Source organism: Streptomyces sp. TP-A0356 (assembly GCF_001417775.1).
GTDB lineage: Bacteria > Actinomycetota > Actinomycetes > Streptomycetales > Streptomycetaceae > Streptomyces.
Genome location: NZ_BBZJ01000016.1, coordinates 377,645 through 400,241 on the forward strand (window position 1 = coordinate 377,645; position 22,597 = coordinate 400,241).

The window sequence follows — 22,597 nt, forward strand, 5'->3', positions numbered from 1 at the left end:
CGGCTTTTTAGCGCCCTTGTTTATTAAAGGTTGTTGCACTTCTCTGCGACCATAGGGCGGCCCCCATTCTTGGTCAAGACCAATCCTCGTTTGCTTACGGACCGCACAGGCGCGGTGCCGCAGAGCGTTCACACGGTGTTCGCGGTGAGCGACACGGATGACATGACGGCGCAGCCTCCGTTCACGCACGCGCGTGAACGGAGGCTGCGCGGCGGCCCCTAGTGGACCGGCAGGGACGCCAGCTTGTCCGGGTTGCGCACGACGTAGACATGCTGGACGCGCCCGTCCGCGACCTCCAGCTGGAGGACCGTGTCGGGCTTGCCGGCGGACAGGATCAGCAGGGCCGGGCCGGCGTTGAGCTCCAGGAAGCGGAACGACGCGTCCGGGATGCCCTTGCCCGCCACACCCACCATGAAGCGGCCGACCTTGTCGGCGGTCTCCAGGACCCGCAGCGGTGCCTTGGCGCGGCCGCCGCTGTCGCCGACCAGCCGGACGTCCGGCGCGAGCAGTGCCATCAGGCCTTCGAGGTCGCCCTCGACCGACGCGGCCAGGAACCGTTCGGTCAGTTCACGGCGCTGGGCCGGGTCGGCCTCGTAGCGCGGCCGTCGTTCCTCGACGTGCCTGCGGGCCCGTCCGGCGAGTTGGCGCACTGCGGCCTCGCTGCGGTCCAGGGTGGCGGCGATCTCGCCGAAGGGGTACCCGAAGGCCTCTCTGAGCACGAACACCGCGCGCTCCAGGGGCGACAGGGACTCAAGGACGACGAGGACGGCGAGCGAGACGGACTCGGCGAGCACGGCCCGCTCCGCCGTGTCCGGCACGGTGTCGCCGAAGTCGGTGACATACGGCTCGGGCAGCCACGGGCCGACGTACGCCTCCTTGCGCGTCTGCGTCTGGCGCAGCCGGTCGATGGCCAGCCGGGTGGTGATGCGCACCAGATAGGCGCGGGGTTCGCGCACGGCGTCGCGATCGGCGCCGGACCAGCGCAGCCACGCCTCCTGGACGACGTCCTCGGCGTCGGCGACTCGGCCGAGCATGCGGTAGGCGACGCCCATCAGAACGGGACGATGCTCCTCGAAGACCTCGGTAGCGGTGTCGGTGGTCACGGTTCCATCCCATCCGACACGCCCGGCCGTGTCCAGGCGGAACCGCTGTCGGACGCAGCACAGTGGCCACGACCGCCGACGGCTCAACCCGGAGGTGGCAAGGGCCCGTTGAGGTACGGCGGGGCGTGGCTCACGACGACCGGGGGCTACCCGCGGGTAGCAGTTGCTGACAAGCTGTCTACATCGATGTCCGTCAGCGTGTCCCAGACGAGGAGCAGCACCATGGCCGCCACGGTCTCCTTCAGCGTCCCCTCTCCGCACGGCCCGCGGACCGTGACCGTCTCCTACGCGCGCGTGGGCACCGGCGAACCGCTCCTGCTGCTGCACGGCATCGGCCATCACCGGCAGGCCTGGGACCCGGTGGTGGACATCCTGGCAACCGAGCGCGACGTGATTGCGGTCGACCTCCCCGGCTTCGGCGCGTCCCCCGCCCTGCCGGACGGACTCGACTACGACCTGTCGTCCGTGGTGCCCGCGCTCGGCTCCCTGTGCGAGGCACTGGGGATCGACCGTCCGCACGTGGCGGGCAACTCCCTGGGCGGTCTGCTGGCCCTGGAGCTGGGCCGCGAGAAGCTCGTACGGTCCGTCACCGCGCTGTCGCCCGCCGGGTTCTGGTCCCCCGTCGAGCGGCGGTACGCGTTCACGGTCCTCGCCGCGATGCGGCAGGCCGCGCGGACCATGCCGCTGCCGGTGGTGGAGCGGCTCTCGCGCACCGCGGCCGGGCGTACGGTGCTGACGAGCAGCATCTACGCCCGTCCCGGCCGCCGTTCACCCGAGGCCGTCGTCGCCGAGACGCTCGCGCTGGCCCGTGCCGAGGGGTTCGCCGAGACCCTCCGGGCGGGTACGTCGGTCCAGTTCACGGAGGATGTGCCCGGGCTGCCGGTCACCGTGGCGTGGGGCACCCGGGACCGGCTCCTGGTCAGCCGTCAGGGTGTCCGCGCCAAGCAGATCATTCCCCGGGCCCGGCTGGTCCGGCTGCCCGGCTGCGGACACGTCCCGATGAACGACGATCCGGCGCTGGTCGCGCGGGTCATCCTGGACGGCAGCCGCTGAGCGTCCCGAGCGCGCCCCGCGCGACCTCCCGTCCGTGGGGTGACGGAGCCGCAACGCACCCGGGCCCAGGGCCACTCCGGCGCCGACCAGCGCGCTGCCCGGCGGCCTGCGCGGCCCCGTACCCGCCGGTGCCGACGGCGGGCGCGGTACAGGCGGCGGCGACCGGGATGAGGCCGGAGAAGAGCGTGGCGCGCTCCGCGCCGTTGCGCTGCGTGCCCATGTACCAGCAGACGAAGCCGCCGACGGTGACGACCGCGGCCCGCAGTGCCACGGCCTCGGTGCGGTCCGGTGTGCGCAGCCGGTCCGTGCCGTCCATGAGCAGCCCGGCCACCGCCGACTCGACCGCGGCGATCCCGCAGACAGTGGCCGACAGCAGCCTCGGCCCCAGCGGGCGCAGGACGGGCACGGCGAGCAACACGCAGCCCCCGTGCCGGGGGCGCGACGCGACCCCCCGGCCCCTTGCCCGCACGGGCAGTTGTTCACTTGTGGTTTCCGTGTGCGCTGCGGCGCACCAGTAGTTGTAGCAGTGCCCACTGGCCGGAACCGTCCCCTGGAGGCACATCCATGTCACACCCTCCCTTCCCCGGCCGCCGCAGCGTCCTGCGCGGCACCCTGGCGGCCTCGGCGGCCCTGACCCTGCCCACCGGCCTCGGCGCGGCACCGGCGTTCGCCCTGTCGGGGCGTCCGAAGGCGGGATGGGGCGTCCAGGCCGGAGACGTGAGCGCGCACTCCGGTCTCGTCTGGGTGCGCTCCGACCGCCCGGCCCGGATGATCGTCGAGACCTCCGCGACGGAGTCGTTCCGCGACCCGCACAGATGGCACGGACCGCTGCTGGGCGCGGACACGGACTTCACGGGTACCACGCGGCTGCATGGGCTGCCGGCCGGTGAGCAGATCCACTACCGTGTGCTCCTCGCCGACCCGGACGACCCGCGGCGCACCGGCGAGCCCGTGACCGGCACCTTCCGCACCACGCCGCTCGGTCGGCGCCGCGGGGTGCGCTTCCTGTGGTCGGGCGACCTGGCGGGCCAGGGCTGGGGCATCAACCCCGACCTCGGCGGTTACCGGATCTACGCCGCCATGGCGAAGCTCGACCCGGACTTCTTCCTCTGCAGCGGCGACAACATCTACGCCGACGGACCGATCTCGGCGACCCAGGCCCTGCCCGACGGCAGCACCTGGCGGAACATCACCACCGAGGAGAAGTCCAAGGTCGCGGAGTCCTTGGCCGAGTACCGCGGCAACTTCCGCTACAACCTCCTGGACGAGAACCTCAGGCGGTTCAACGCCCAGGTGCCGTCGATCATCCAGTGGGACGACCACGAGGTCCGCAACAACTGGTACCCGGGCGAGGTGATCGCCTCCTCCGACACCCGCTACACGGAGAAGAGCATCGATGTGCTCGCGGCCCGGGCCCGACGCGCGTTCAGCGAGTACTTCCCGGTCTCGACGCTGCGGCCGGGCGACCGGAACGGCCGGGTGTACCGGGTCATGCGGCACGGTCCGCTGCTGGACGTGTTCGTCCTCGACATGCGCACCTACCGCAACGCCAACTCGCCCGACAACCAGACCGTCGACCCGCAGGGCATCCTCGGCGCCGAACAGCTGGAGTGGCTCAAGCGGGAGCTGGCGCGGTCCCGTGCGGTGTGGAAGGTGATCGCCGCCGACATGCCGCTCGGTCTGGTGGTGCCGGACCCGATGGAGAACAAGCCCAACTTCGAGGCGGTGGCGCAGGGCGATCCGGGCGCACCGCTCGGCCGGGAGCTGCAGATCGCGGAGCTGCTGCGGTTCATCAAGCACCGGAAGATCACGGGCACGCTGTGGCTCACGGCCGACGTGCACCACACCTCGGCGCAGCACTACCAGCCCGCACGCGCCGCGTTCACCGACTTCGAGCCGTTCTGGGAGTTCGTCTCGGGGCCGCTCAACGCCGGTGCGTTCCCGGCGAACGCGCTCGACAACACCTTCGGTCCGGAGCGGGTGTTCGTGAAGGCTCCCACGGCCTCGAACGTGTCGCCCGCGGGTGGCTACCAGTTCTTCGGCGAGGTGGACATCGACGGGGACAGCGGGCAGCTGACGGTCCGGCTGCGCGAGCAGGACGGGACCGTGCTGTTCACACAGGTGCTGCAGCCGGGCCGGGTGGGCCAGTGACTCACCCGGGCTGACGACGTGGCGAGGCGTGCCGGTTCGCGCTGACCAGGGAGTTGCTGACCTGGTCGGCGCGACGGCAACAGGTTTGTCAAAAGAACAACAAAAAGGACAGATCGATACTTAACCGATCAGTCACAAACCGTTCGTGATCACGCAACACCCTTCCTTCACAGTGGTTGCATGACTCCAGACATGTCTGACGTAACGCGGGCGAAGCACGGTCGCCCAGTGCACCACTGGCGGCGGGACCTTGTCGAACTCGCGGCGCTGTTCACGGCGGTCGCCGTGGCGGACGGGGTGGCCAACCTGGTCGGGCACGGTCCCGACGGCCCCGCTCTGCTGGTGGTGTCGGCGGTGGCGCTGGTCGCGACCGCCGCCTTCCACACATGGTGGTCACGACGCCACGGCCATGCACCGCCCGTGGGTGATACCGGCGCCCGGCCGCTCCCCGAGGGGCAGCAGGCCGGGCCGTCCGAGACCGACACGGCAGGCGGGGCGAACACACTGTGGCGGATGCGGACGACGGTGAAGGACGAGCCGGGCTCGCTGGCCGCGCTGTGCACGGCGCTGGCCGGGCTGCGGATCGACATCCTGAGCCTGCAGACGCACCCGCTGGCGCAGGGCACGGTCGACGAGTTCCTGCTGCGGGCACCGGCCGACGTGGACGCGGCCGAGGTCACGCGTGCCGTGGCGCAGGCCGGGGGCGAGGGGACCTGGATCGAGCGGGCCGACGCCCACGACCTGGTGGACGCCCCGACCCGGGTGCTGGGCCTGGCCACGCGCACCGCGCTGGACGCGGCGGAGCTGCCGCTCGCCCTGCGGCAGTTGCTCGGCCGCTGCACCATCCGCTCCCTGCCCGCCCTCTCCCCCGGCTCGGGCCGGGCGGAGGAGGGCGCTCCCGTCGAGGGGGCACTGGAGGACACGGTGATGCGGCTGCGGGCGCCGGAGGGTGGAGTGATCACGGTGGAGCGGCCGTATCTGCCGTTCACGCCCACGGAGTTCGCGCGGGCACGCGCGCTGGTGGAACTGGACGCGCGGCTCGGTCCGCGGATCCCCGGCAGCCAGGACGTGCTGACGCTGCCCAAGGGCGAGGCGATCACCGTCCGGCGGGCCGACACCTCGGACCTGGAGGCGGCCAAGGAGATGCACGACCGGTGCTCGGCGCGCACGCTGAGCATGCGCTACCACGGTCCGGTCGGCGACACGCACCGCTACCTCAACCACCTGCTCAGCCCGCGCTTCGGCCGCACCTTGGCGGTACAGACGGCCTCGGGCCGCATCATCGGCCTCGGTCACCTCCTGTGGGACGGCGACGAGACCGAGGTCGCGCTGCTCGTCGAGGACGACTGGCAGCGGCGCGGCATCGGCAACGAGCTCCTCGGACGTCTGGTGACGATGGCGGTCGAGGCGGGCTGCGAGAGCGTCTACGCGGTCACCCAGGCCTCCAACACGGGCATGGTCGCCGCGATGCGCGGCCTCGGACTGCCGCTCGACTACCAGATCGAGGAGGGCACCCTGGTCATCACGGCCCGCCTGGACGCGACTCCGGTGACCTCGCGCCTGCCGTACGGCCAGGCCGGTACCCGGGGCACACGGGACTGACTGACGACGCGCACACGGCGCGCGCACGACGTACGGAACGGCCCGGCGCACTCCGCCGGGCCGTTCGGCGTGTCCCACCGGGGCCGCGCGGCGTACGAGGCCGGAGGCGGTCGGGGGTGGCGTGGTGGGTCCACGCCATGGCGTCGGCCCGACCGCCCGCCCGACCGCCCGACCGCCCGACCGCCCGTCCTGCCGCCGACGCACGCCGTCCGCCCGACGGCATCCTGCCGCCGACGCACGCCGTCCGCCCCTACCGCCCCGCGGCCTCCTCCCATCTCCGATCGCACCCCGACCCCTCCGCCCCCAGGGCCCCCTCCAGGTCGGCCCACAGGTCCTCGACGTCCTCCAGGCCCACCGACAGCCGCAGCAGCCGGTCGCTCACCCCGGCGCCCCGGCGGTCCGTCGCGTCGACGATGCGGTGGCTGATGGACGCCGGATGCTGGATCAGGGTGTCGACACTGCCCAGGCTCACCGCGGGAGTGATCAGACGGACCCCGGCGATCACCGAGTGCGGATCGCCCTGCACCTCGAAGGCGATCATCGCGCCACCGATCCGCGGATAGTGGACGCGGACGACCCGGGGGTCGGCGGCGAGACGGCGGGCGAGTTCGGCGGCGGTGGCGGACGCGGCCCGGACCCGTACCGGCAGCGTCGACAGACCGCGCAGCAACAGATAGCCGGCGAGCGGATGCAGCACCGCGCCCGTCGCGAAGCGCACCTGGCGCAGGCGCCGCGCCAGCTCCTCGTCGCAGGCCACCACCCCGCCCATCACATCTCCGTGGCCGCCGAGGTACTTCGTGGCGCTGTGCAGCACCAGTCGCGCCCCCTGCTCGGCGGGACGCTGCAGCACGGGCGTCGCGAAGGTGTTGTCCGCCAGCAGCGGCACCGAACCGCAGTCATGGGCGACCGCGTTCAGGTCCACCTCCGCGAGGGTCGGGTTGGCCGGGGACTCCACCATGACCAGACCGGTGTCGGGGCGCAGCGCCTCCGCGATGCCCGCCGGGTCGGTCCAGGTCACCTCGGAGCCCAGCAGCCCGGCGGTCAGCAGATGGTCACTGCAGCCGTACAGCGGTCGTACGGCGACCACGTGGCGCAGGCCCAGCGCGTTCCGTACGAGCAGGACGGCGCTCAGCGCGGCCATGCCGGTGGCGAACGCGACGGCGCTCTCGGTGCCCTCCAGCCGGGCGAGCGCGGTCTCGAAGCGGGTGACCGTCGGGTTGCCGAGGCGCCCGTAGACCGGTGGGCCCGTCAGCTCCGAGCCGTCGGCCGCGAAGGCGTCGAGACGAGCCGCCTCACCACGGCTGTCGTGGGAGGGGTAGGTGGTGGAGAGGTCGAGGGGCGGGGCGTGCAGCCCCAGCGCGGCGAGGTCCTCGCGGCCGGCGTGCACGGCCTCGGTGGCCAGGGCCCGGCGGGCGGAGTGATCCCCGACGTGGCCACTGACATGACCACTGACGTGATCCCCGACATGATGACCGAGGAATCCGTCCTGCGCGTCGTACGCGTCATGAGTGCGGGAAGCCATGGAGGGCAGAGTGAACACCGGCCGGGGTCATGGCGGCGAGACCCGTGTTACGTTCGGCGCATGGCCGAATCCGTCGTACTGGACCCGGTGGATCTCCACCTTCTGCGGCTGTTGCAGAACGACGCCCGGACCACGTACCGCGATCTCGCGGCACAGGTCGGGGTCGCGCCCTCGACCTGTCTCGACCGGGTGACCAGGCTGCGCCGCTCGGGAGTCATTCTCGGCCATCAGCTGCGGCTCGACCCGGCGAAGCTGGGGCGCGGCCTGGAGGCGCTGCTGTCGGTGCAGGTCAGGCCGCACCGGCGGGAGCTGGTGGGGCCCTTCGTGGAGCGGATCCGCGCCCTGCCCGAGTCCCGTACCGTCTTCCATCTCACCGGGCCGGACGACTACCTCGTGCATGTCGCGGTCGCGGACATGGCTGACCTGCAGCGGCTGGTGCTCGACGAGTTCACGGCGCGGCGCGAGGTGGCGCGGGTGGAGACCCGGTTGATCTTCCAACAGTGGGACTGCGGCCCGCTGCTGCCCCCCGGGCAGGCCCTTCCCAAACCCGCTGAACAGGCGTAAGCCCAGCGCGGAATCCCCGTGACGCGGACCACGTCGCCGTATGAGGATGGTCCGCATGTCAGACACCACCAGGAGCCCCCTGCCCCGGGAGGTCGCCGACGCCTATGTCGACGCCCTCGTCGCCCTCGACCCGGTCACCGGCACGTACCTCGGTGTGAAGGAGAGTTCCAGCAAGCTGCCCGACACCTCCCCCGCGGGCCAGGAGGCGCTCGCCGAGCTGGCGCGGGAGACCCTCGCGAGGCTCGACGAGGCGGAGCGCCGGCCGGGCGCGGACAGTGACATCGAGCGCCGGTGCGCGCGCCTGCTGCGCGAGCGGCTCACCGCCGAACTCGCCGTGCACGACGCCGACGAGGGCCTCAGGACAGTGGGCAACATGCACACCTCGGTGCACTCGGTGCGGGAGGTCTTCACACTGACCCCCACCGCGACCGAGGAGGACTGGGCGGCGGTCGTCGAGCGGCTGCGTGCCGTACCGGCGGCCCTGCGCGGCTACCGCGAGTCCATCGCCCTCGGCCTGGAGCGCAAGCTGTACGCGGGCCCGCGCCCGACCGCGACCTTCATCCAGCAGCTGACCGAGTGGTCGGACACGGACGGCCAGGGTCTCGGCTGGTTCGAGGACTTCGCCTCCCAGGGCCCCGAGGCGCTGCGTACGGAGCTGGACGAGGCGGCCCGGGCGGCCACCGCGGCCGTCGTCGAGCTGCGGGACTGGATGCGCGACGTGTACGCCCCGACGGTCGAGGACGCGCCGAACACGGTCGGCCGAGAGCGCTACGCCCGCTGGGCGCGCTACTTCAACGGTACGGACCTGGACCTCGACGAGGCGTACGCGTACGGCTGGTCCGAGTACCACCGCATCCTCGGCGAGATGAAGGCGGAGGCCGAGAAAGTCCTACCCGGCGCCGAGACCCCTTGGGTCGCCCTCGCGCACCTGGACCGGCACGGCACCCATGTCGAAGGGGTCGACGAGGTACGGGTCTGGCTCCAGAGCCTGATGGACGAGGCGATCGAGGCGCTCGACGGCACGCACTTCGAACTGGCCGACAACGTGCGGAAGGTGGAGTCGTGCATCGCGCCGCCCGGCAGCGCGGCGGCACCGTACTACACGGCGCCGTCCGCCGACTTCTCCCGCCCGGGCCGCACCTGGCTGCCGACCATGGGCCAGACCCGCTTCCCGGTGTACGACCTGGTCTCGACCTGGTACCACGAGGGCGTGCCCGGCCACCACCTCCAGCTCGCCCAGTGGGTGCACGTGGCGGAGAACCTCTCGCGGTACCAGGCCACGGTGGGGGGTGTCAGCGCCAACGTCGAGGGATGGGCGCTGTACGCGGAACGCCTCATGGACGAACTGGGCTTCCTCTCCGACCCGGAGCGGCGGCTCGGCTATCTGGACGCCCAGATGATGCGGGCGGTCCGGGTCATCATCGACATCGGCATGCACCTGGAACTGGAGATCCCGGCGGACTCGCCGTTCCACCCGGGCGAGCGCTGGACGCCGGAGCTCGCGCAGGAGTTCTTCGGCGCGCACAGCAGCCGTCCGGCGGACTTCGTGGAGAGCGAGCTGGTTCGTTACCTCTCGATGCCCGGCCAGGCGATCGGCTACAAGCTCGGCGAGCGCGCCTGGCTGCTGGGCCGCGAGAACGCCAGGAAGCGGCACGGCGACGCCTTCGACGCGAGGGCCTGGCACATGGCCGCGCTCTCGCAGGGCTCGCTGGGCCTGGACGACCTGGTGGACGAGCTGTCCGGGCTCTGACGGATACGAGCGGCGGGCCCACGTCGTCGCCGTGGGCCCGACCGTCAGTCCCCGGTCCTGCGCACCTGTACGAGCCCCACCCACACCTCAGGACCGGGCTCCACGTACGCCGCCCGCACCGTGTACCGGCCCGGTTCCAGCGCCACGCGCAGCTGGTCGGTGCGGGCCGAGTCGGTTCCGGGCCAGGCGGCGTCGAACAGCACCACGGCGCCCGGTACGTCCCACTGCACCTCCGGCTCCCACTCCGCCGCCCGGAGCGCCTCGGGGATCCGGGCCAGGAGCGCGTCCTCGGAGTCCGCGGCACACCACCGTACGAACGTGCCGTACTCCGGCAGGAAGGCGGTGGAGGCGGGCTCGTCACCCAGGACCAGGGCGCGGGTGTCGCCCACCGGCAGGAGACCTATGTGCCCGTCGACCTCGCACGCCCGGTCGTAGTCGGAGGACAGGTCGTCGCCGTCGGCTCCCGCCCAGAACGGCAACACCACCTCCGGTACCGCGATGAGCGGCCCGCCGCCCGACTCCACCCACTCGACCACACCTGGGTCCGCGTATCTGACCATGCCCCAGAAGCTACACGTACGCGCCGCGGACGGAGGCATTGGTTCCGGTCGGTCAGCAGCCGCAGTCCGCCGCCGCCACGGGCGCTGTCAGCGGGTCGGCGGCGCGGCGTTCACGCCCCTCCCACGTCTCGTACTCGAAGCCCTCACGCACCCAGTACTCGAAGCCGCCGAGCATCTCCTTGACCTGGAAGCCGAGTTCGGCGAGGGCCAGGGCGGCCCGGGCGGCGCCGTTGCAGCCGGGGCCCCAGCAGTACGTGACCACCGGCACGGAATCATCGAGGAGTTGCCCGGCCTGCTCGGCGATGAGGGCGGTGGGCAGGTGGACCGCACCCGGGACATGGCCCTGGTCCCAGGCCTCGGTGGAGCGCGAGTCGAGGACGACGAAGCCGGGGTCCTCGCCGGCCGCGAGCGCGGCGGCGACGTCGGACACATCGGCGTGGAAGGCCAGGCTCGCCCGGAAGTGGGCGGCGGCGGTGGCCGGCTCCGCGGGGGCCACGCGCAGGACGGGGTTGACTGCGGTCTGGCTGGTGGTCATGGTCTGGCCTCTCCCTTGATCCGTGGCGGATCTCGATGAGGGAAATCTACGGCCGTCGATCACCTTCCAGAAGGAGCGATCCCCGGCACACCCCTTGATGCGCAGGGGATTCCCCTGCTATTCCTCGGTGATGACCGCGTATTCCCCGGACGCCACCGACTGGCGCATCCTCGACGTCCTCCAGCACGAGGGCCGCGCCAGCTACGCCGAACTGGCCCGCGCCGTCTCCATGTCCGCCAGTGCGGTCACCGAACGGGTGCGGCGGCTGGAGGAGGCCGGTGTCATCCAGGGGTACGCGGCGGTGGTCGACCCGGAGCGCCTGGGCCTGCCGATCCTGGCGTTCGTCCGGCTGCGCTACCCGAACGGCAACTACAAGCCGTTCCGCGACCTCGTCGCCGCCACGCCCGAGATCCTGGAGGCGCACCACGTCACCGGCGACGACTGCTTCGTCATCAAGGTCGCGGCGCGCTCGATGCGCCACCTGGAAGAGGTGTCCGGCAAGATAGGCGCGCTGGGCTCGGTGACGACGAGCGTCGTGTACTCGTCGCCCCTGCCCCGCCGCCCCTTCGGCCGCTAGGGCCCTTCTGACGGTGTCCGGCCGTTCTCAGCCGACTCCCCGCTGCCGGACGACCGAGCCGGTTCTGCCCTTCACGACCTCCAACTGCGCGTGGATACGCCTGCGCAGGTCCGCGACATGGCTGACGATGCCCACGCTGCGGTCCCGTTCCCGCAGGGAGTCGAGGACGTCGAGGACCTCGTCGAGGGTCTGGTCGTCGAGGCTGCCGAACCCCTCGTCGATGAAGAGGGTGTCGAGGCGCACCCCGCCGGCCTCCTCGGTGACCGCGTCCGCGAGGCCGAGGGCGAGCGCCAGGGAAGCGAAGAACGTCTCCCCGCCGGAGAGGGTCGCCGTGTCGCGCTCCCGCCCGGTCCACGCGTCGACGACGTGCAGTCCGAGGCCACTGCGACCGCGCCCCGAGCGGTCGTCGGAGTGCACGAGGGTGTAGCGGCCCGAGGACATGCGCTGCAGTCGTACGGTCGCGGCGGCCGCCACCTGTTCCAGCCGGGCGGCGAGTACGTACGACTCCAGGCGCATCTTGCGTTCGTTGTCGGCGGAGGTGCCGGCCGCGAGGGACGCCATGCGGGCCACCCGGTCGTACTCCTCACGCAGGGGCGCGAGGCGTCGTACGGACGCGGTGGCACGCGCGGACAGCCGGTCCAGCTCGGCGCAGCACCGGGCCGCCGCGTCCTGGGCGGAGACCGCCTCCTGGAGTCGGCGGGTCGCGGCCTCGGCGGTCTGTTCGGCGCCCTGGAGGTCGGCGGGCGGCTCCTGTGCGGCGGCTGTCGTGTCGGTCTCGGCGAGCACCGCCCGCACGGCGGCCTCCTCCTGCTGCCAGGCGTCCAGCCGTCGTTGCAGCTCGCGGTGGGCCACGTCGTCGAGCACGGCGTCGGCCGCCGCCTGCGGAGTGTCGAACCCGGCGCGGAAGGCGGCGTCGGCGAGGCGTGCGTCGGCGTCCTTGAGGCGCTGCGCCGCATCCTCGGCGGCACGCACGGCGTCGGCGGCCTCGGTGAGCAGGGCGGCCCGGCGCTCCAGCTGCGCCGAGCGCGCCGAGACACTCACGGCGTCGCCCCGGGCGCGCCGCAACTCCTCCTCCAGGGTGGCCCGTTCACGGTCCAGTGCCTCGCGGCGGGAGAGGCGGGCCGCTCCCCTCAGAGCGGCTTCCCGCTGAGCCGCGGCACGCCGTTCCCGCTCCTGCTCGGCCTGCCTCAACTCCTCCCTGGCGGCGTGCAGCCCTGCGGCGCCTGTCCGTGCGCCGCTGTACAGCCGCTCCAACTCCTCTACGGCCTCGGCCAGTTGCTCGGCCGATGCGTCTCCGGCCTCGGCCGTGGCGGCGGCCAGCGTCTCGCGTACGGCCCCGAGCCCTCGTTCGGCCTGGGCGCGCTTCTTCTCCGCGTGCCGGTAGTCGGCCAGCGCCCGTTCCTCCGCCTCCCGGTCGACGTGTCCGGCGACCTTCCGGGCGGGGGCGGGGTGTTCGCGGGCGCCGCAGACGGCGCAGGGCTCGCCGTCGACGAGTCCGGCGGCGAGTTCCGCGGCGATGCCCTTGAGGCGCTGTTCCTTGAGGTCGAGCCAGTGTTCATGGGCCTTGACCGCGCGTTCGCGCCAGGCGAGGGCGTCGGCCTGTGCGACGTCGGTGTCCCGGGCGAGCCGGTCGCGCTCACGGGCCGCCTGCAGCCTGTTCCGGGCGGGCTCGCGCTGCACCGCGAGCTGTTCGGCCCGGTTGGCGTCCTGCTGCGCGGAGTCGATCCGGGCCTGCAGGTCCGCGCGGGTCTGCTCCCATGCGGCGAGCCACTCCTCGGCATCCTGGAGGACTGCCTCGTCGTCCCGCTCCTCACGGTCCGATTCGGCACGTTCCTGGGCGAGTTCGGCCAGTCGCCCTTCGGCACGGCGGGCCGACTCCAGGCCGCCGAGCTCCTCGGCGACCCGTCGCGCGGCGACGGCGAGCCCGGCAGCACCCGCATCCGCGTAGGTCTCGGGGAGCCCGGCACGCGCGCGCCTCTCCTCGGCGGTGGCTCGCCGGTGCTCCGTCTCGGCGGCCTCCCGCAGATCCAGGGCGGGCCCCACTGCCTCGGCCTTGCGCCCGCGCTCCATACGCGCCTGCGCCTCCCGGTGGGCGTCGGCACGCTCTTCGAGCCGCGCCGCCCGCTCCCGTGCCTCGGCGAACCTGCGCTGGAGGCGCGCACGTTCACGTACCCCATCGAGGAGGCGCTCCGCGGCGGCGCGCGCCGACTCGGCGGCCGTACGGGCGCAGTGGGCGATGGTGAGCCGCTCACGGGCCGTGCTGCGGGCGACGGCGGCCCAGCTCATGACGGCGTCGGCGAGCCCGGGGTCGCCCGGGGCCAGGTCCGGCACGGGCAGGGAGTCACCCGCCGCCTGCTGCATCCGGTGGGCGTCGGCGAGCAGCGCCGCGTCCCCCTCCCGCACCTCGGCCTCGGTGGCCCGGCGCCGCTCGGCGAGGCGCTTCTCGACCTCGGCGAAGCGGTGGGTGTCGAAGAGGCGGCCCAGCAGCTTGCCGCGCGCCTCGGCGTCGGAGCGCAGGAACCGGGCGAAGTCGCCCTGGGGCAGCAGCACCACCTGGCAGAACTGCTCACGGCTCATGCCGAGGAGCTGGGTGACCTCCTCTCCTATCTCCTGGTGGGAGCGGCTGAGGTCCTTCCAGACGCCTGCCGTGGCGTCGTACTCACGCAGCAGGCTCTGTGCCTTGTCGGTCGTCGTACCGGTGCCGCGCTTCTTCGGGCGCTCCCAGGGCGGCTGCCGGGTGACTTCCAACCGGCGTCCGGCGACAGTGAGTTCGAGCCGGACCTCGGTGCGGGTGCCCGGCGCGGCGTGATCACTGCGCAGGGTCAGGCCCTGGCCGCTCTGCCGGGCGCCGGGAACGGCCCCGTACAGCGCGTAGCAGACGGCGTCCAGGACGGACGTCTTGCCGGCGCCCGTCGGTCCGTGCAGCAGGAACAGCCCGGCGGCCGAGAGTTCGTCGAAGTCGACCTTCTGGGTGCCGCCGAAGGGCCCGAAGGCGGTGATGTCCAGGCGGTGCAGCCTCATCGGGCTCCCTCCGGGTCCGGCGAGCGGGAGGTCACCCGGCGACCTCCCGCAGCGCCAGGTCGGCGCGCACCGCGTCGAACGCGTCCTGGAGGACGGACCGTTCCTGCTCGTCGGGGCCGGCTCCGCGTACATGGGCCACGAAGTCCTCGGCGATCTGCTGGTCGGAGCGGCCCGCCAGCCGCCGCGCATACGAGACGCCGGGTTCCTCCGGGGCGCGCTCGGGGTCGAAGACAAGGCTGAGCGTGTGCGGAAAGCGCTCGGTCAGCCGGGCCATGGGCTCGGCCGGCCGGACCGGGTCGGTGAGTGTGGCCTCCACCCAGGCCTCCCCGTGGCGCTCCAGCGTGGGATCCACGAGCAGTTCCTCCAGCCGTCCCCGGATCCGGGCCAGGGGCCGGGGCACCGGGCAGTCGACGCGCTCCGCCGCGACGGAGCCGTCCGCGCCCAGGTCGACGAGCCACATGCTCTTGCGGTGGGCGGCCTCCGAGAAGGAGTACGGCAACGGGGAGCCGGAGTAGCGCACGCGCTCGGTGATGGTCTGGCTGCCGTGCAGATGCCCCAGGGCGACGTAGTCCACCCCGTCGAAGACACCGGCGGGTACCGCGGCGACCCCGCCGACGGTGATGTCCCGCTCGCTGTCGCTGGGCTCGCCACCCGTGACGAAGGCATGGGCCAGGACGACAGAACGGGTGTCCGGCGCGCGCGTGGCGAGATCGGCGCGGACCCGTTCCATGGCGGCCGCGAGCACCGCCTCGTGGCCCGCCTTCTCGACGACGAACTCGTCCTTCACCAGGGCCGGTTCGAGATACGGCAGACCGTACAGGGCCACGTCCCCGTGGGCGTCGGACAGCACGACCGGTGTGCCGCAGGCCGCGGGCTCCGTGCGCAGATGGATGCCGGCACGGCCGATGAGCCCGGCGCCGACACCGAGGCGGCGCGCCGAGTCATGGTTCCCGGAGATCATCACCGTCGGCGCCCCCAGGGCGGCGAGGCGGTGCAGGGCGTCGTCGAACAGCTCGACCGCGGCCAGCGGGGGCACCGCCCGGTCGTACACGTCTCCCGACACGACAACGGCGTCCACACCGCGCTCGCGCACGGTGGCGACGAGATGGTCGATGAACCCGGCCTGGGCGCCGAGCATGTTCACGCGGTGGAACGCCCGGCCCAGATGCCAGTCGGACGTGTGGAGCAGTCTCAAGAATCGGCTCCGACCTGCACGTTACCCCCCACGACAGACTTCTGGGACCAGCACGAACCCGCACGAATCCGCACGGGCTCGCGGTGAGCACCCACCACGCTAACGCCTCCTGGCACCTGGTCTCCCACGAACCTCAACCTGTCATCTCACTTCTGGTCCTGGATCGCCAAGAATGTCCCTGATGGCCTGAAAGGCGGCGGCGAGTGCCCACCGCCCGTGACGCGTCCGTCCGGGAAGCCCCCGAGTTCGCTCAATGAGCCGAGCCGCGACTCTCACCTGCGTCGGCGGCGGTTGGTCAGGCGTCGCCGTACGCCTCTGCGCCCAACGCGAACCCGGCCGTGCCCGCGGTGACATCCGCGAGCCATGCCCGGAAGGCCTCCACGTCCGCGTCGGGCAGTCCGATCTCGATCGTGACGGCCTCGCCGTAGCGCACGTCCCGCACCTCGCGGCCGGTCGCCCGCAGATCGTTCTGCACCTTGCCCGCGCGCTGGTGGTCGACCGTCACCGTGGCGAGCCGGAAGCGGCGGCGGGTGAGCGTGCCCAACGCGTCCAGGGCCTCGCCCACCGCTCCCCCGTACGCCCTGATGAGTCCGCCCGCGCCGAGCTTCACCCCGCCGTAGTAGCGGGTGACGACGGCGACGACGTACCGCATGTCGCGGCGCAGCAGCATCTGCAGCATGGGCGCGCCCGCGGTGCCGCCCGGTTCGCCGTCGTCGCTCGCCTTCTGGATCGCGGCGTCGGCGCCGATGACGTAGGCGTAGCAGTTGTGGGTGGCGGCGGCGTGCTCCCTGCGGACTCCGGCGATGAAGTCCTGGGCCTCCTGTTCGGTGGCGGCCGGGGCGAGGGCGCACAGGAAGCGGGAGCGGTTGACCTCGGTCTCGTGCACGCCCGCGCGGGCGACTGTGCGGTACTCGTCCTGCATCAGGCCAGCGTAGGCGCCGACCGAGTGAGCGCCGCACGAGGGCCCGGCGGCGGTACGCGCACCGCGCGCCGCCCGCCGGCTCACCCGACGCGTCCGCCCCGGAGCCGGGGCACCTGACCTCGTAGCGGACACTCGCTCGTCGTCCGAACGTCCGGGGCCGCCCGAAGGCCCAGGCCACGGCAGCGGCTACGGCCCGCCGGCCGGACGCGTCCGCGAGACCCGCAAGCTGCTCACCACCGCCGCCGTGATCAGCCATCCGCTGCGCTTCCCGGTATTCGGGGAGGGCGAGGTGGCCCCGGTCACGCGCGAGGTGCTGCGCCGCGCCGAGCCCGACCCGGAACGCCGCCCCGGGGCCCACGTCGGCTATTTCTTCTTGTCCTTCTTCTTGCCCCTGGGCACGATCACCTCCACCAGCAACGCCGTGCCGGGAGCGAGGGAGTCCCATGTGGCGCCGTGCCAGGCGAGGACGGCGATCGCCGAGGTGGGAAACTTGGCGTGGACCCGGTCCAGTGTGTCGTCGAGCCCGTCCCCGGCGAGGGTGAGGACCAGCTCCGCGAGCCCCGGGTTGTGGCCGATCAGCAGCAACGTCCCTACCGTGGCGGGGACTTCGCGCACGGCTTCGAGCAGGTCCGGTACGTCGGCCGCGTACAGCAGCGGCTGGAGTCGTACGGGCGGCGGGGTGCCCCACTGGGCCGAGGCCAGCTCCCAGGTCTGGCGGGCACGGACGGCGGTCGAGCACAGCGCGAGGTCGGGCAGGCAGTCGGCCTCGGCCAGCGCGCGCCCGGCGGCCGGGGCGTCCCGCAGGCCGCGTGGCGCGAGCGGCCGTTCATGGTCGGACACCCCGCCCGGCCAGGCGGACTTGGCGTGCCGCAGCACGACCAGTCTGCGCAGCGGGCCCGCCGCGGAACGGGTGATCACGCCCGGCCCCCGATCTCCCGGGTGAGGTCGAGGCCGAGCAGGCGGTCGGCATAGGCGTACGTCTCGAAGCACGCGCCGTCCGGGATGTCCTTCGCGCTCTCCACGCACCGCAGCACCTCAAGAACGGCCGGCACGTCGAGATCGTCCTCCCAGGCGGCGCGCAGCTCCTGCCGTACCCGCTCGGGGATGGGCCGGGAGGGGTGGGTCGCCCAGGCGGCGACGGCTTTGCGCCACCGCAGAAGTGTGTCCCCGGCCTCGGTCAGAGCGGTCGTGTCGAGGTCGACGGGCTGCCGGCGGGGGCGAGCGAGCAGGGCGAGGCGTACGGCGGAGGGCGGCGCGTCGGTGTCGGCGGGACCGGTCGCCGGGGCGACCTCGATGTGTACCCCGTCGGCCGGGCCGGTCGCCGGGGCGACGTGCAGGGCCCGTCCCACTCCTGGCGCGTCCGGCTCCGCCGGGCGGATACCGAGGGCGTCGGCGCGGGCCCGGAGCTCCGTGGGCGGGTCGGCGACGGTGACGACGGGCGTTCCGCCGAGTTCCAGGGCCCGGGCCAGCACATCGGCCACCAGCAGTACGCGCAGGGCCGAGGTGTCGGCTCCGGCCACGTGCGCGTGGACGCGGACGAGGCCGGGACGGATCTCGGTGGGCTCGCCGGTGCGGGCGTCGATGATACGGAGCACGAGGTGAGCGTAGGCGGGCGAGAGCTCCGGTGCGGGGAGGTGGGCCTCGTTCCGGACAACGTCCCTCGGGAACCGGGTCCCCCGACCGGCCATGCGGCCTGGGGAATCACCGCATCCCGCCTGCTGTTGGCCCCACAGCAGGCGGTGCGGGACCATCGCGCCGCGGAACGCCGAAGGAGAGCGTCCGTGTACGGCGACTCAGCAACGATCCGCAAGATCCTCACCGAGCTGGGCGACACCTGGGCGATCGTGGGCCTGTCGGGCAACCAGCGCCGTGCGGCCTACGGGGTCGCCTCCGTCCTCCAGCGCTTCGGCAAGCGGATCGTGCCGGTCCACCCGAAGGCCGAGACGGTCCACGGCGAACAGGGCTACCCCTCGCTGGACGCGGTCCCGTTCCCGGTCGACGTGGTCGACGTCTTCGTCAACAGCGACCTGGCGGGCCCGGTCGCCGACGAGGCGGTGGCGATCGGCGCCAAGGCCGTCTGGTACCAGCTGGGCGTCATCGACGAGCGGGCCTACGATCGCGCGCGCGGCGCCGGTCTGGAGATGGTGATGGACCGCTGCCCTGCCATCGAGATCCCACGGCTGGGCTGACCCGCACGCTCCGCATATGCGGTGGACATACCCGAATGGGCGGGGGTCCAGAGCCCTAACGAGTGAACAGATGTGCGGGTCAGGCACGTTGACGTTGCCCTCGCGGCTATGTTGATACCGCGAAGCAACTGGTCAGGCGGCGACGAGGAGTCTCCCCCGCCACCGCCAGCGTCGACGAGACGGAGCCGCACAGGGCGCCGGACTCGCCCGACTCGATGACGCCGTGCCCGCCGAACTCGCCGAGCAGGACAGCGCGGTCAGGGGCGTCGAGCCGCTGCCGTACGGGCGCCACACCGCATCACGAAGATCAACCGATCTCAGCGAAGGACCCCCGGGTACGGGGGGTTCGCAGTCGGTGGGCGCGCGCGGCCGGGACCGTTCGGGAGGCGGTATGTGGGCCGTGCTTGAGCAAGTGGCCGCAGCTGCACCGCAGCTCTTCCTCTACGTGGTCGGCCTCTTCGTCGTCATGATCCTTCTGTCGCTCGTCATCAGCCTGCGCCAGGCGGAGGCCTCGGCACGGCCCGAGATCATCCGGGCTCTCGCCGATCTGATGGCGTTCTGGAAGAAGAGATGACGGCCGGGAAGGCCGGCCGTGACCTCACCCGTCGCGTTCACCGGGCCAGCCGCCCCAGCAGCGACGACGCGGACGTGATGCCCAGGGCCGCGGCCACCGCCAGGACGGTGAAGTCGGGCAACAGATGGGCAGGGGTGCCGAGCAGCAGGCCGCGCAGGGCGTCGACCTGGTAGCTCAGGGGGTTGACCTTGCTGACGGCCTGCAGCCAGCCGGGCATGACGGCCACCGGGTAGAGGGCGTTGGAGCCGAAGAACAGCGGCATCGTGATCGCCTGGCCGATGCCCATCAGACGGTCGCGGGTGAGGACGATGCCCGCGATCGTCATCGACAGGCAGGAGAAGAAGACGGAGGCCAGCACCACGGCCACCGCCACGCCCAGCAGCCGCAGCGGGTTCCAGGTCATCGCGACGCCGAGCAGCGCCGCGATGACCACGACCACGACCGCCTGGACCAGCGACTTCACCCCGGCGGCGAAGGCCTTGCCGGTGATGAGCGCGGCCCGGGGCGTCGGCGTGACCAGCAGTTTCGTAAGGATCCCGGCGTCCCGCTCCCAGATGATCATGATGCCGTAGAAGATGGCGATGAACATCGCGGACTGGGCGATGATGCCGGGCGCGAGGTAGTCCAGATACGGGATCCCGCCGGTGGGTATGGCCCTGATCCGGGTGAACGTCTCACCGAAGATGAGCAGCCACAGCGCCGGCTGGACCGCCCGGGTGTACAGCTCGGTGCGGTCGTGGCGCAGCTTCTGCAGTTCGACCACACACATCGCGACGACCCGGGCGGGCAGCACCTTCCAGCCGGTACGGGCCCGCGGCGGGACCACCAGCAGGTCGAGCTCCGCAGGGTGGGCGCGGTCAGCCGACGCGGGACGCGGTGCGGCGGGTGCTTCGGACATCGCGGAAGTCTCCTGACTGGTCGTCGAGTCCGCTGCCGGCCACGTCGCGGAAGACGTCCTCCAGCGTCGGCAGCGGTCCTTCGGTGCCGAGCCGTTCCCCGAGCCCGGTCCTGAGCTCCTCGGGCGTGCCGAGGGCACGGACGCGACCGCGGTGCAGGAGGGCGACCCGGTCGCAGTACTGGTCGGCCTCGTCCATGTAGTGGGTGGTGACGAGGACGGTCATGCCGGTGGCGGCGCGCACGACGTTGATGTGCTCCCACACATTGGTCCGGGCGATCGGGTCGAGGCCGATGGTCGGCTCGTCGAGGATCAGCAGCCTGGGCGCGCTGACCAGCGCCTGGGCGAGTTCGAGCCGGCGGACCATGCCGCCGGAGTACGTGTTCGCGAGCCGGTCGGCCGCGTGGGTGAGGTCGACGGCCGCGAGGGCCTGTTGGACGCGCCGGGCCCGCTCGCGTCGGGGGACGTCGAAGACACGGGCGAACAGCGCCACGTTCTCCCTGCCGGTGAGCCCGGCGTCGGCTGAGAGCTGCTGCGGTACATAGCCCAGCAGGCGCCGTACGGCCATGCGTTCGCGCGCCGCGTCATGGCCGAAGACGCTGACCATGCCGGCCGGTACCGGGAGGAGCGTGGTGATGCAGCGGATCGCGGTGGTCTTGCCCGCGCCGTTGGGGCCGAGCAGTCCGAACACCTCGCCGTCGCGGACGGTCAGGTCGAGCCCGTCGACCGCCTTCGTCTCGCCGAAGGAGTAGGCGAGCCCGGCGCAGGTGACGGCGTCGGCCGCGGGGGCCTCGCCGTCGGTGGCGTTGCGCGTCATGTGTCCTCGGCCTCCTCGTGCAGGTTCTCCGCCAGCTTGCGCAGGGCCGGAAGGGCCGCCTCCAGTGCCTTGCGGTCCACCTCGTCGAGACGGCCCATCTGACGGCGTACGAGTGCCGTGCGTCGCTCGCGCCAGTCGCGCAGCCGCGTCTGGGCCGCCTCGGTGGGCAGCAGTCGCGCGGCCCGCCGGTCGGCCGGGTCCGTCTCGCGGATCAGATAGCCGCCCCGCGCCAGATGGTTGACGAGCGTCGAGACCGAGTTGCCCGCCAGATACAGCTCCTTGGCGGCGTCCGACACCCGTACGCCCGGGCGCGTCACGACCAGGCGCAACAGCTCGACCTCGGCCCCCCGCAGCCGGGGTGCGGTCATCCCGCTGCGCAGCCGGCGTCGGATCAGCCGCTGCACTCCGACGAGTGCGTCGGCCAGATCGTCGGCAAGGCTCTCCGGTTCCACCCTTCGACAGTAGCTCTGTATAAGAGGTATTCGGGGAAAGAGCGGGTCAAGAAGGGGCCGGGAGGGGCTGCGTCGTCCGTGCGGAGGGCCGGGCCGCCGCCTTCAGTGGCGGGGCGGCCGCCCCCGATGCACCGGTCCGTGCGGGGCCTCGCAGTGTGCCGGGTCGTCCACCGCGTCCGGATCGCCGGGCAGGGTCACCTGCAGGACCCGCTCCGGCGCGTGATCGACCTGCAGAGTGGTGTGGGTGATCCGGTAGTGGTGGCGCAGGAGGTCCTCCAGGTCGCGTCGGACGGCGTGGCAGTCGCCGCCCGGTTCGACCAGGACGTGTGCGGACAGCGCGGCCTGGCCGGAGGTGATCTGCCAGACGTGCAGGTCGTGCACTTCGACGACGCCCAGCCGGGCGACGAGCCGGTCGCCGAGCGCGTCCGGGTCGACGTCGGCGGGCGCGGCCTCCAGGAAGATACGGCCGGAGTCGCGCAGCAGCCCGTACGCGGCCTTCACCATCAGTGCCACGACCACGAGCGTGGCGATGGGGTCGGCGCGCTCGAAGTCCGTCATGACGACCACGGCCGCGGCGATCGCGGTGCCGACGAAGGCGAACAGGTCGTTCAGGACGTGCTGGTAGGCGCCCTCGACGTTGAGGGAGGTGCGGTTGGCCCTGGAGATGCACCAGGTGGCGGCCACGTTGACGACGATCCCGGCGAGCGCGGTGGCCAGCATGAGGCCGCCCTGGACCTCCGGTGGCTGGATGAGCCGCCATACCGCCTCGTACGCCAGCCAGGCGCCGAGCAGAAGCAGGGTGAGGCCGTTGGCCTGCGCGGAGAGGATCTCGGCTCGCTTGAGCCCGTAGGTGAAGCCGCCACGGGCCGGGCGGGCGGCGAGCCGCATCGCGATGAGGGCGAGCACGATGGACGCGGCGTCGGTCAGCATGTGAGCCGCGTCGGAGAGCAGGGCCAGCGAGTCGGCGATGATACCGACGACCACTTCGGCCGCCATGAACACGGTGATCAGGGCCAGCGCCAGGCCCAGCCAGCGGCGGTCGGCGTCTGCCGACACACCGTGGGAGTGCCCGGCATGCCCCCCTGGGCCATGCTCATGGCCGTGGTCGCTCATGT

General features: G+C 72.5%; 22 protein-coding genes. 8 read left to right on the plus strand and 14 right to left on the minus strand.

Going from position 1 to position 22,597, the window contains the following annotated elements:
• Nucleotides 1–218: 218 nt before the first annotated feature.
• Complete coding sequence (locus ASC56_RS12565) at nucleotides 219–1,103, minus strand: RNA polymerase sigma-70 factor (protein WP_055491399.1); 885 nt, start codon at nucleotides 1,101–1,103, stop codon at nucleotides 219–221.
• A 222-nt stretch (nucleotides 1,104–1,325) separates the two neighbouring features.
• On the opposite strand from ASC56_RS12565, the gene ASC56_RS12570 reads away from it, so the two are divergent.
• Nucleotides 1,326–2,156, plus strand: a complete 831-nt coding sequence (locus tag ASC56_RS12570) for an alpha/beta fold hydrolase (protein ID WP_055491400.1) — start codon at nucleotides 1,326–1,328, stop codon at nucleotides 2,154–2,156.
• On the opposite strand, the gene ASC56_RS12575 is transcribed toward ASC56_RS12570, so the two are convergent.
• Nucleotides 2,134–2,574: a hypothetical protein gene (locus ASC56_RS12575; RefSeq protein ID WP_371330062.1), complete on the minus strand. Its 441-nt coding sequence runs from the start codon at nucleotides 2,572–2,574 to the stop codon at nucleotides 2,134–2,136. The two genes, ASC56_RS12570 and ASC56_RS12575, sit on opposite strands and share 23 nt — an antisense overlap.
• Before the next feature lie 146 nt (nucleotides 2,575–2,720).
• On the opposite strand from ASC56_RS12575, the gene ASC56_RS12580 reads away from it, so the two are divergent.
• Together ASC56_RS12580 and ASC56_RS12585 are read left to right on the plus strand one after the other, a co-directional pair.
• Nucleotides 2,721–4,307 (plus strand): alkaline phosphatase, encoded by a 1,587-nt coding sequence (locus ASC56_RS12580; protein ID WP_055491401.1) that lies wholly within the window; start codon nucleotides 2,721–2,723, stop codon nucleotides 4,305–4,307.
• Nucleotides 4,308–4,487: 180 nt separating this feature from the next.
• Nucleotides 4,488–5,909, plus strand: a complete 1,422-nt coding sequence (locus ASC56_RS12585) for a GNAT family N-acetyltransferase (protein ID WP_079102458.1) — start codon at nucleotides 4,488–4,490, stop codon at nucleotides 5,907–5,909.
• Nucleotides 5,910–6,159: 250 nt separating this feature from the next.
• Here ASC56_RS12585 and ASC56_RS12590 read toward each other — a convergent pair whose 3' ends face one another.
• Nucleotides 6,160–7,431: a PLP-dependent aspartate aminotransferase family protein gene (locus ASC56_RS12590; protein ID WP_234376944.1), complete on the minus strand. Its 1,272-nt coding sequence runs from the start codon at nucleotides 7,429–7,431 to the stop codon at nucleotides 6,160–6,162.
• Nucleotides 7,432–7,491: 60 nt separating this feature from the next.
• On the opposite strand from ASC56_RS12590, the gene ASC56_RS12595 reads away from it, so the two are divergent.
• Both ASC56_RS12595 and ASC56_RS12600 read left to right on the plus strand, forming a co-directional pair.
• Complete coding sequence (locus tag ASC56_RS12595) at nucleotides 7,492–7,995, plus strand: Lrp/AsnC family transcriptional regulator (RefSeq protein WP_055491403.1); 504 nt, start codon at nucleotides 7,492–7,494, stop codon at nucleotides 7,993–7,995.
• A 55-nt stretch (nucleotides 7,996–8,050) separates the two neighbouring features.
• Complete coding sequence (locus tag ASC56_RS12600; protein WP_055491404.1) at nucleotides 8,051–9,745, plus strand: DUF885 domain-containing protein; 1,695 nt, start codon at nucleotides 8,051–8,053, stop codon at nucleotides 9,743–9,745.
• A 44-nt stretch (nucleotides 9,746–9,789) separates the two neighbouring features.
• Here the strand turns inward: ASC56_RS12600 and ASC56_RS12605 are convergent, their stop codons facing one another.
• Both ASC56_RS12605 and ASC56_RS12610 read right to left on the minus strand, forming a co-directional pair.
• Nucleotides 9,790–10,305, minus strand: a complete 516-nt coding sequence (locus ASC56_RS12605) for an immunity 21 family protein (protein WP_055491405.1) — start codon at nucleotides 10,303–10,305, stop codon at nucleotides 9,790–9,792.
• 52 nt (nucleotides 10,306–10,357) lie between these two features.
• Nucleotides 10,358–10,840, minus strand: a complete 483-nt coding sequence (locus ASC56_RS12610; protein ID WP_055491406.1) for a rhodanese-like domain-containing protein — start codon at nucleotides 10,838–10,840, stop codon at nucleotides 10,358–10,360.
• Nucleotides 10,841–10,970: 130 nt separating this feature from the next.
• On the opposite strand from ASC56_RS12610, the gene ASC56_RS12615 reads away from it, so the two are divergent.
• The gene (locus ASC56_RS12615; RefSeq protein ID WP_055491407.1) at nucleotides 10,971–11,417 is read left to right on the plus strand and encodes an Lrp/AsnC family transcriptional regulator; all 447 of its coding nucleotides are present in this window, start codon (nucleotides 10,971–10,973) and stop codon (nucleotides 11,415–11,417) included.
• Between the two features lie 27 nt (nucleotides 11,418–11,444).
• On the opposite strand, the gene ASC56_RS12620 is transcribed toward ASC56_RS12615, so the two are convergent.
• The 5 genes from ASC56_RS12620 to ASC56_RS12640 all read right to left on the minus strand — a co-directional run bounded on the left by ASC56_RS12620 (nucleotide 11,445) and on the right by ASC56_RS12640 (nucleotide 18,150).
• A complete protein-coding gene (locus ASC56_RS12620) occupies nucleotides 11,445–14,438 on the minus strand; it encodes an AAA family ATPase (protein WP_055491408.1) in 2,994 nt (997 codons plus the stop codon).
• Nucleotides 14,439–14,469: 31 nt separating this feature from the next.
• The gene (locus ASC56_RS12625; protein ID WP_055491409.1) at nucleotides 14,470–15,633 is read right to left on the minus strand and encodes an exonuclease SbcCD subunit D; all 1,164 of its coding nucleotides are present in this window, start codon (nucleotides 15,631–15,633) and stop codon (nucleotides 14,470–14,472) included.
• Nucleotides 15,634–15,928: 295 nt separating this feature from the next.
• A complete protein-coding gene (locus ASC56_RS12630) occupies nucleotides 15,929–16,555 on the minus strand; it encodes a YigZ family protein (protein WP_055491521.1) in 627 nt (208 codons plus the stop codon).
• 363 nt (nucleotides 16,556–16,918) lie between these two features.
• Entirely contained in the window at nucleotides 16,919–17,473 is a 555-nt protein-coding gene (locus ASC56_RS12635; protein WP_055491410.1) for a histidine phosphatase family protein, read from the minus strand.
• Nucleotides 17,470–18,150 carry a hypothetical protein gene (locus ASC56_RS12640; RefSeq protein ID WP_055491522.1) on the minus strand — a complete coding sequence of 227 codons (681 nt, stop codon included), beginning with the start codon at nucleotides 18,148–18,150 and terminating at the stop codon, nucleotides 17,470–17,472. The genes ASC56_RS12635 and ASC56_RS12640 overlap by 4 nt, the downstream gene beginning before the upstream one ends.
• A gap of 186 nt (nucleotides 18,151–18,336) precedes the next feature.
• Between ASC56_RS12640 and ASC56_RS12645 the strand changes: the two genes are divergently transcribed.
• Together ASC56_RS12645 and ASC56_RS12650 are read left to right on the plus strand one after the other, a co-directional pair.
• On the plus strand, nucleotides 18,337–18,744 hold the full coding sequence (locus tag ASC56_RS12645; RefSeq protein WP_055491411.1) for a CoA-binding protein: 408 nt from the start codon (nucleotides 18,337–18,339) through the stop codon (nucleotides 18,742–18,744).
• 391 nt (nucleotides 18,745–19,135) lie between these two features.
• Nucleotides 19,136–19,318 (plus strand): hypothetical protein, encoded by a 183-nt coding sequence (locus ASC56_RS12650; RefSeq protein WP_055491412.1) that lies wholly within the window; start codon nucleotides 19,136–19,138, stop codon nucleotides 19,316–19,318.
• Between the two features lie 37 nt (nucleotides 19,319–19,355).
• Here the strand turns inward: ASC56_RS12650 and ASC56_RS12655 are convergent, their stop codons facing one another.
• The 4 genes from ASC56_RS12655 to ASC56_RS12670 all read right to left on the minus strand — a co-directional run bounded on the left by ASC56_RS12655 (nucleotide 19,356) and on the right by ASC56_RS12670 (nucleotide 22,595).
• A complete protein-coding gene (locus ASC56_RS12655; RefSeq protein ID WP_055491413.1) occupies nucleotides 19,356–20,216 on the minus strand; it encodes an ABC transporter permease in 861 nt (286 codons plus the stop codon).
• On the minus strand, nucleotides 20,176–21,030 hold the full coding sequence (locus ASC56_RS12660; protein WP_055491414.1) for an ABC transporter ATP-binding protein: 855 nt from the start codon (nucleotides 21,028–21,030) through the stop codon (nucleotides 20,176–20,178). Before ASC56_RS12660 ends, ASC56_RS12655 begins: the two co-directional genes overlap by 41 nt.
• Nucleotides 21,027–21,482, minus strand: a complete 456-nt coding sequence (locus ASC56_RS12665; RefSeq protein ID WP_055491415.1) for a MarR family winged helix-turn-helix transcriptional regulator — start codon at nucleotides 21,480–21,482, stop codon at nucleotides 21,027–21,029. Before ASC56_RS12665 ends, ASC56_RS12660 begins: the two co-directional genes overlap by 4 nt.
• A gap of 102 nt (nucleotides 21,483–21,584) precedes the next feature.
• Nucleotides 21,585–22,595 (minus strand): cation diffusion facilitator family transporter, encoded by a 1,011-nt coding sequence (locus tag ASC56_RS12670; protein WP_199835972.1) that lies wholly within the window; start codon nucleotides 22,593–22,595, stop codon nucleotides 21,585–21,587.
• Nucleotides 22,596–22,597 lie beyond the last annotated feature (2 nt).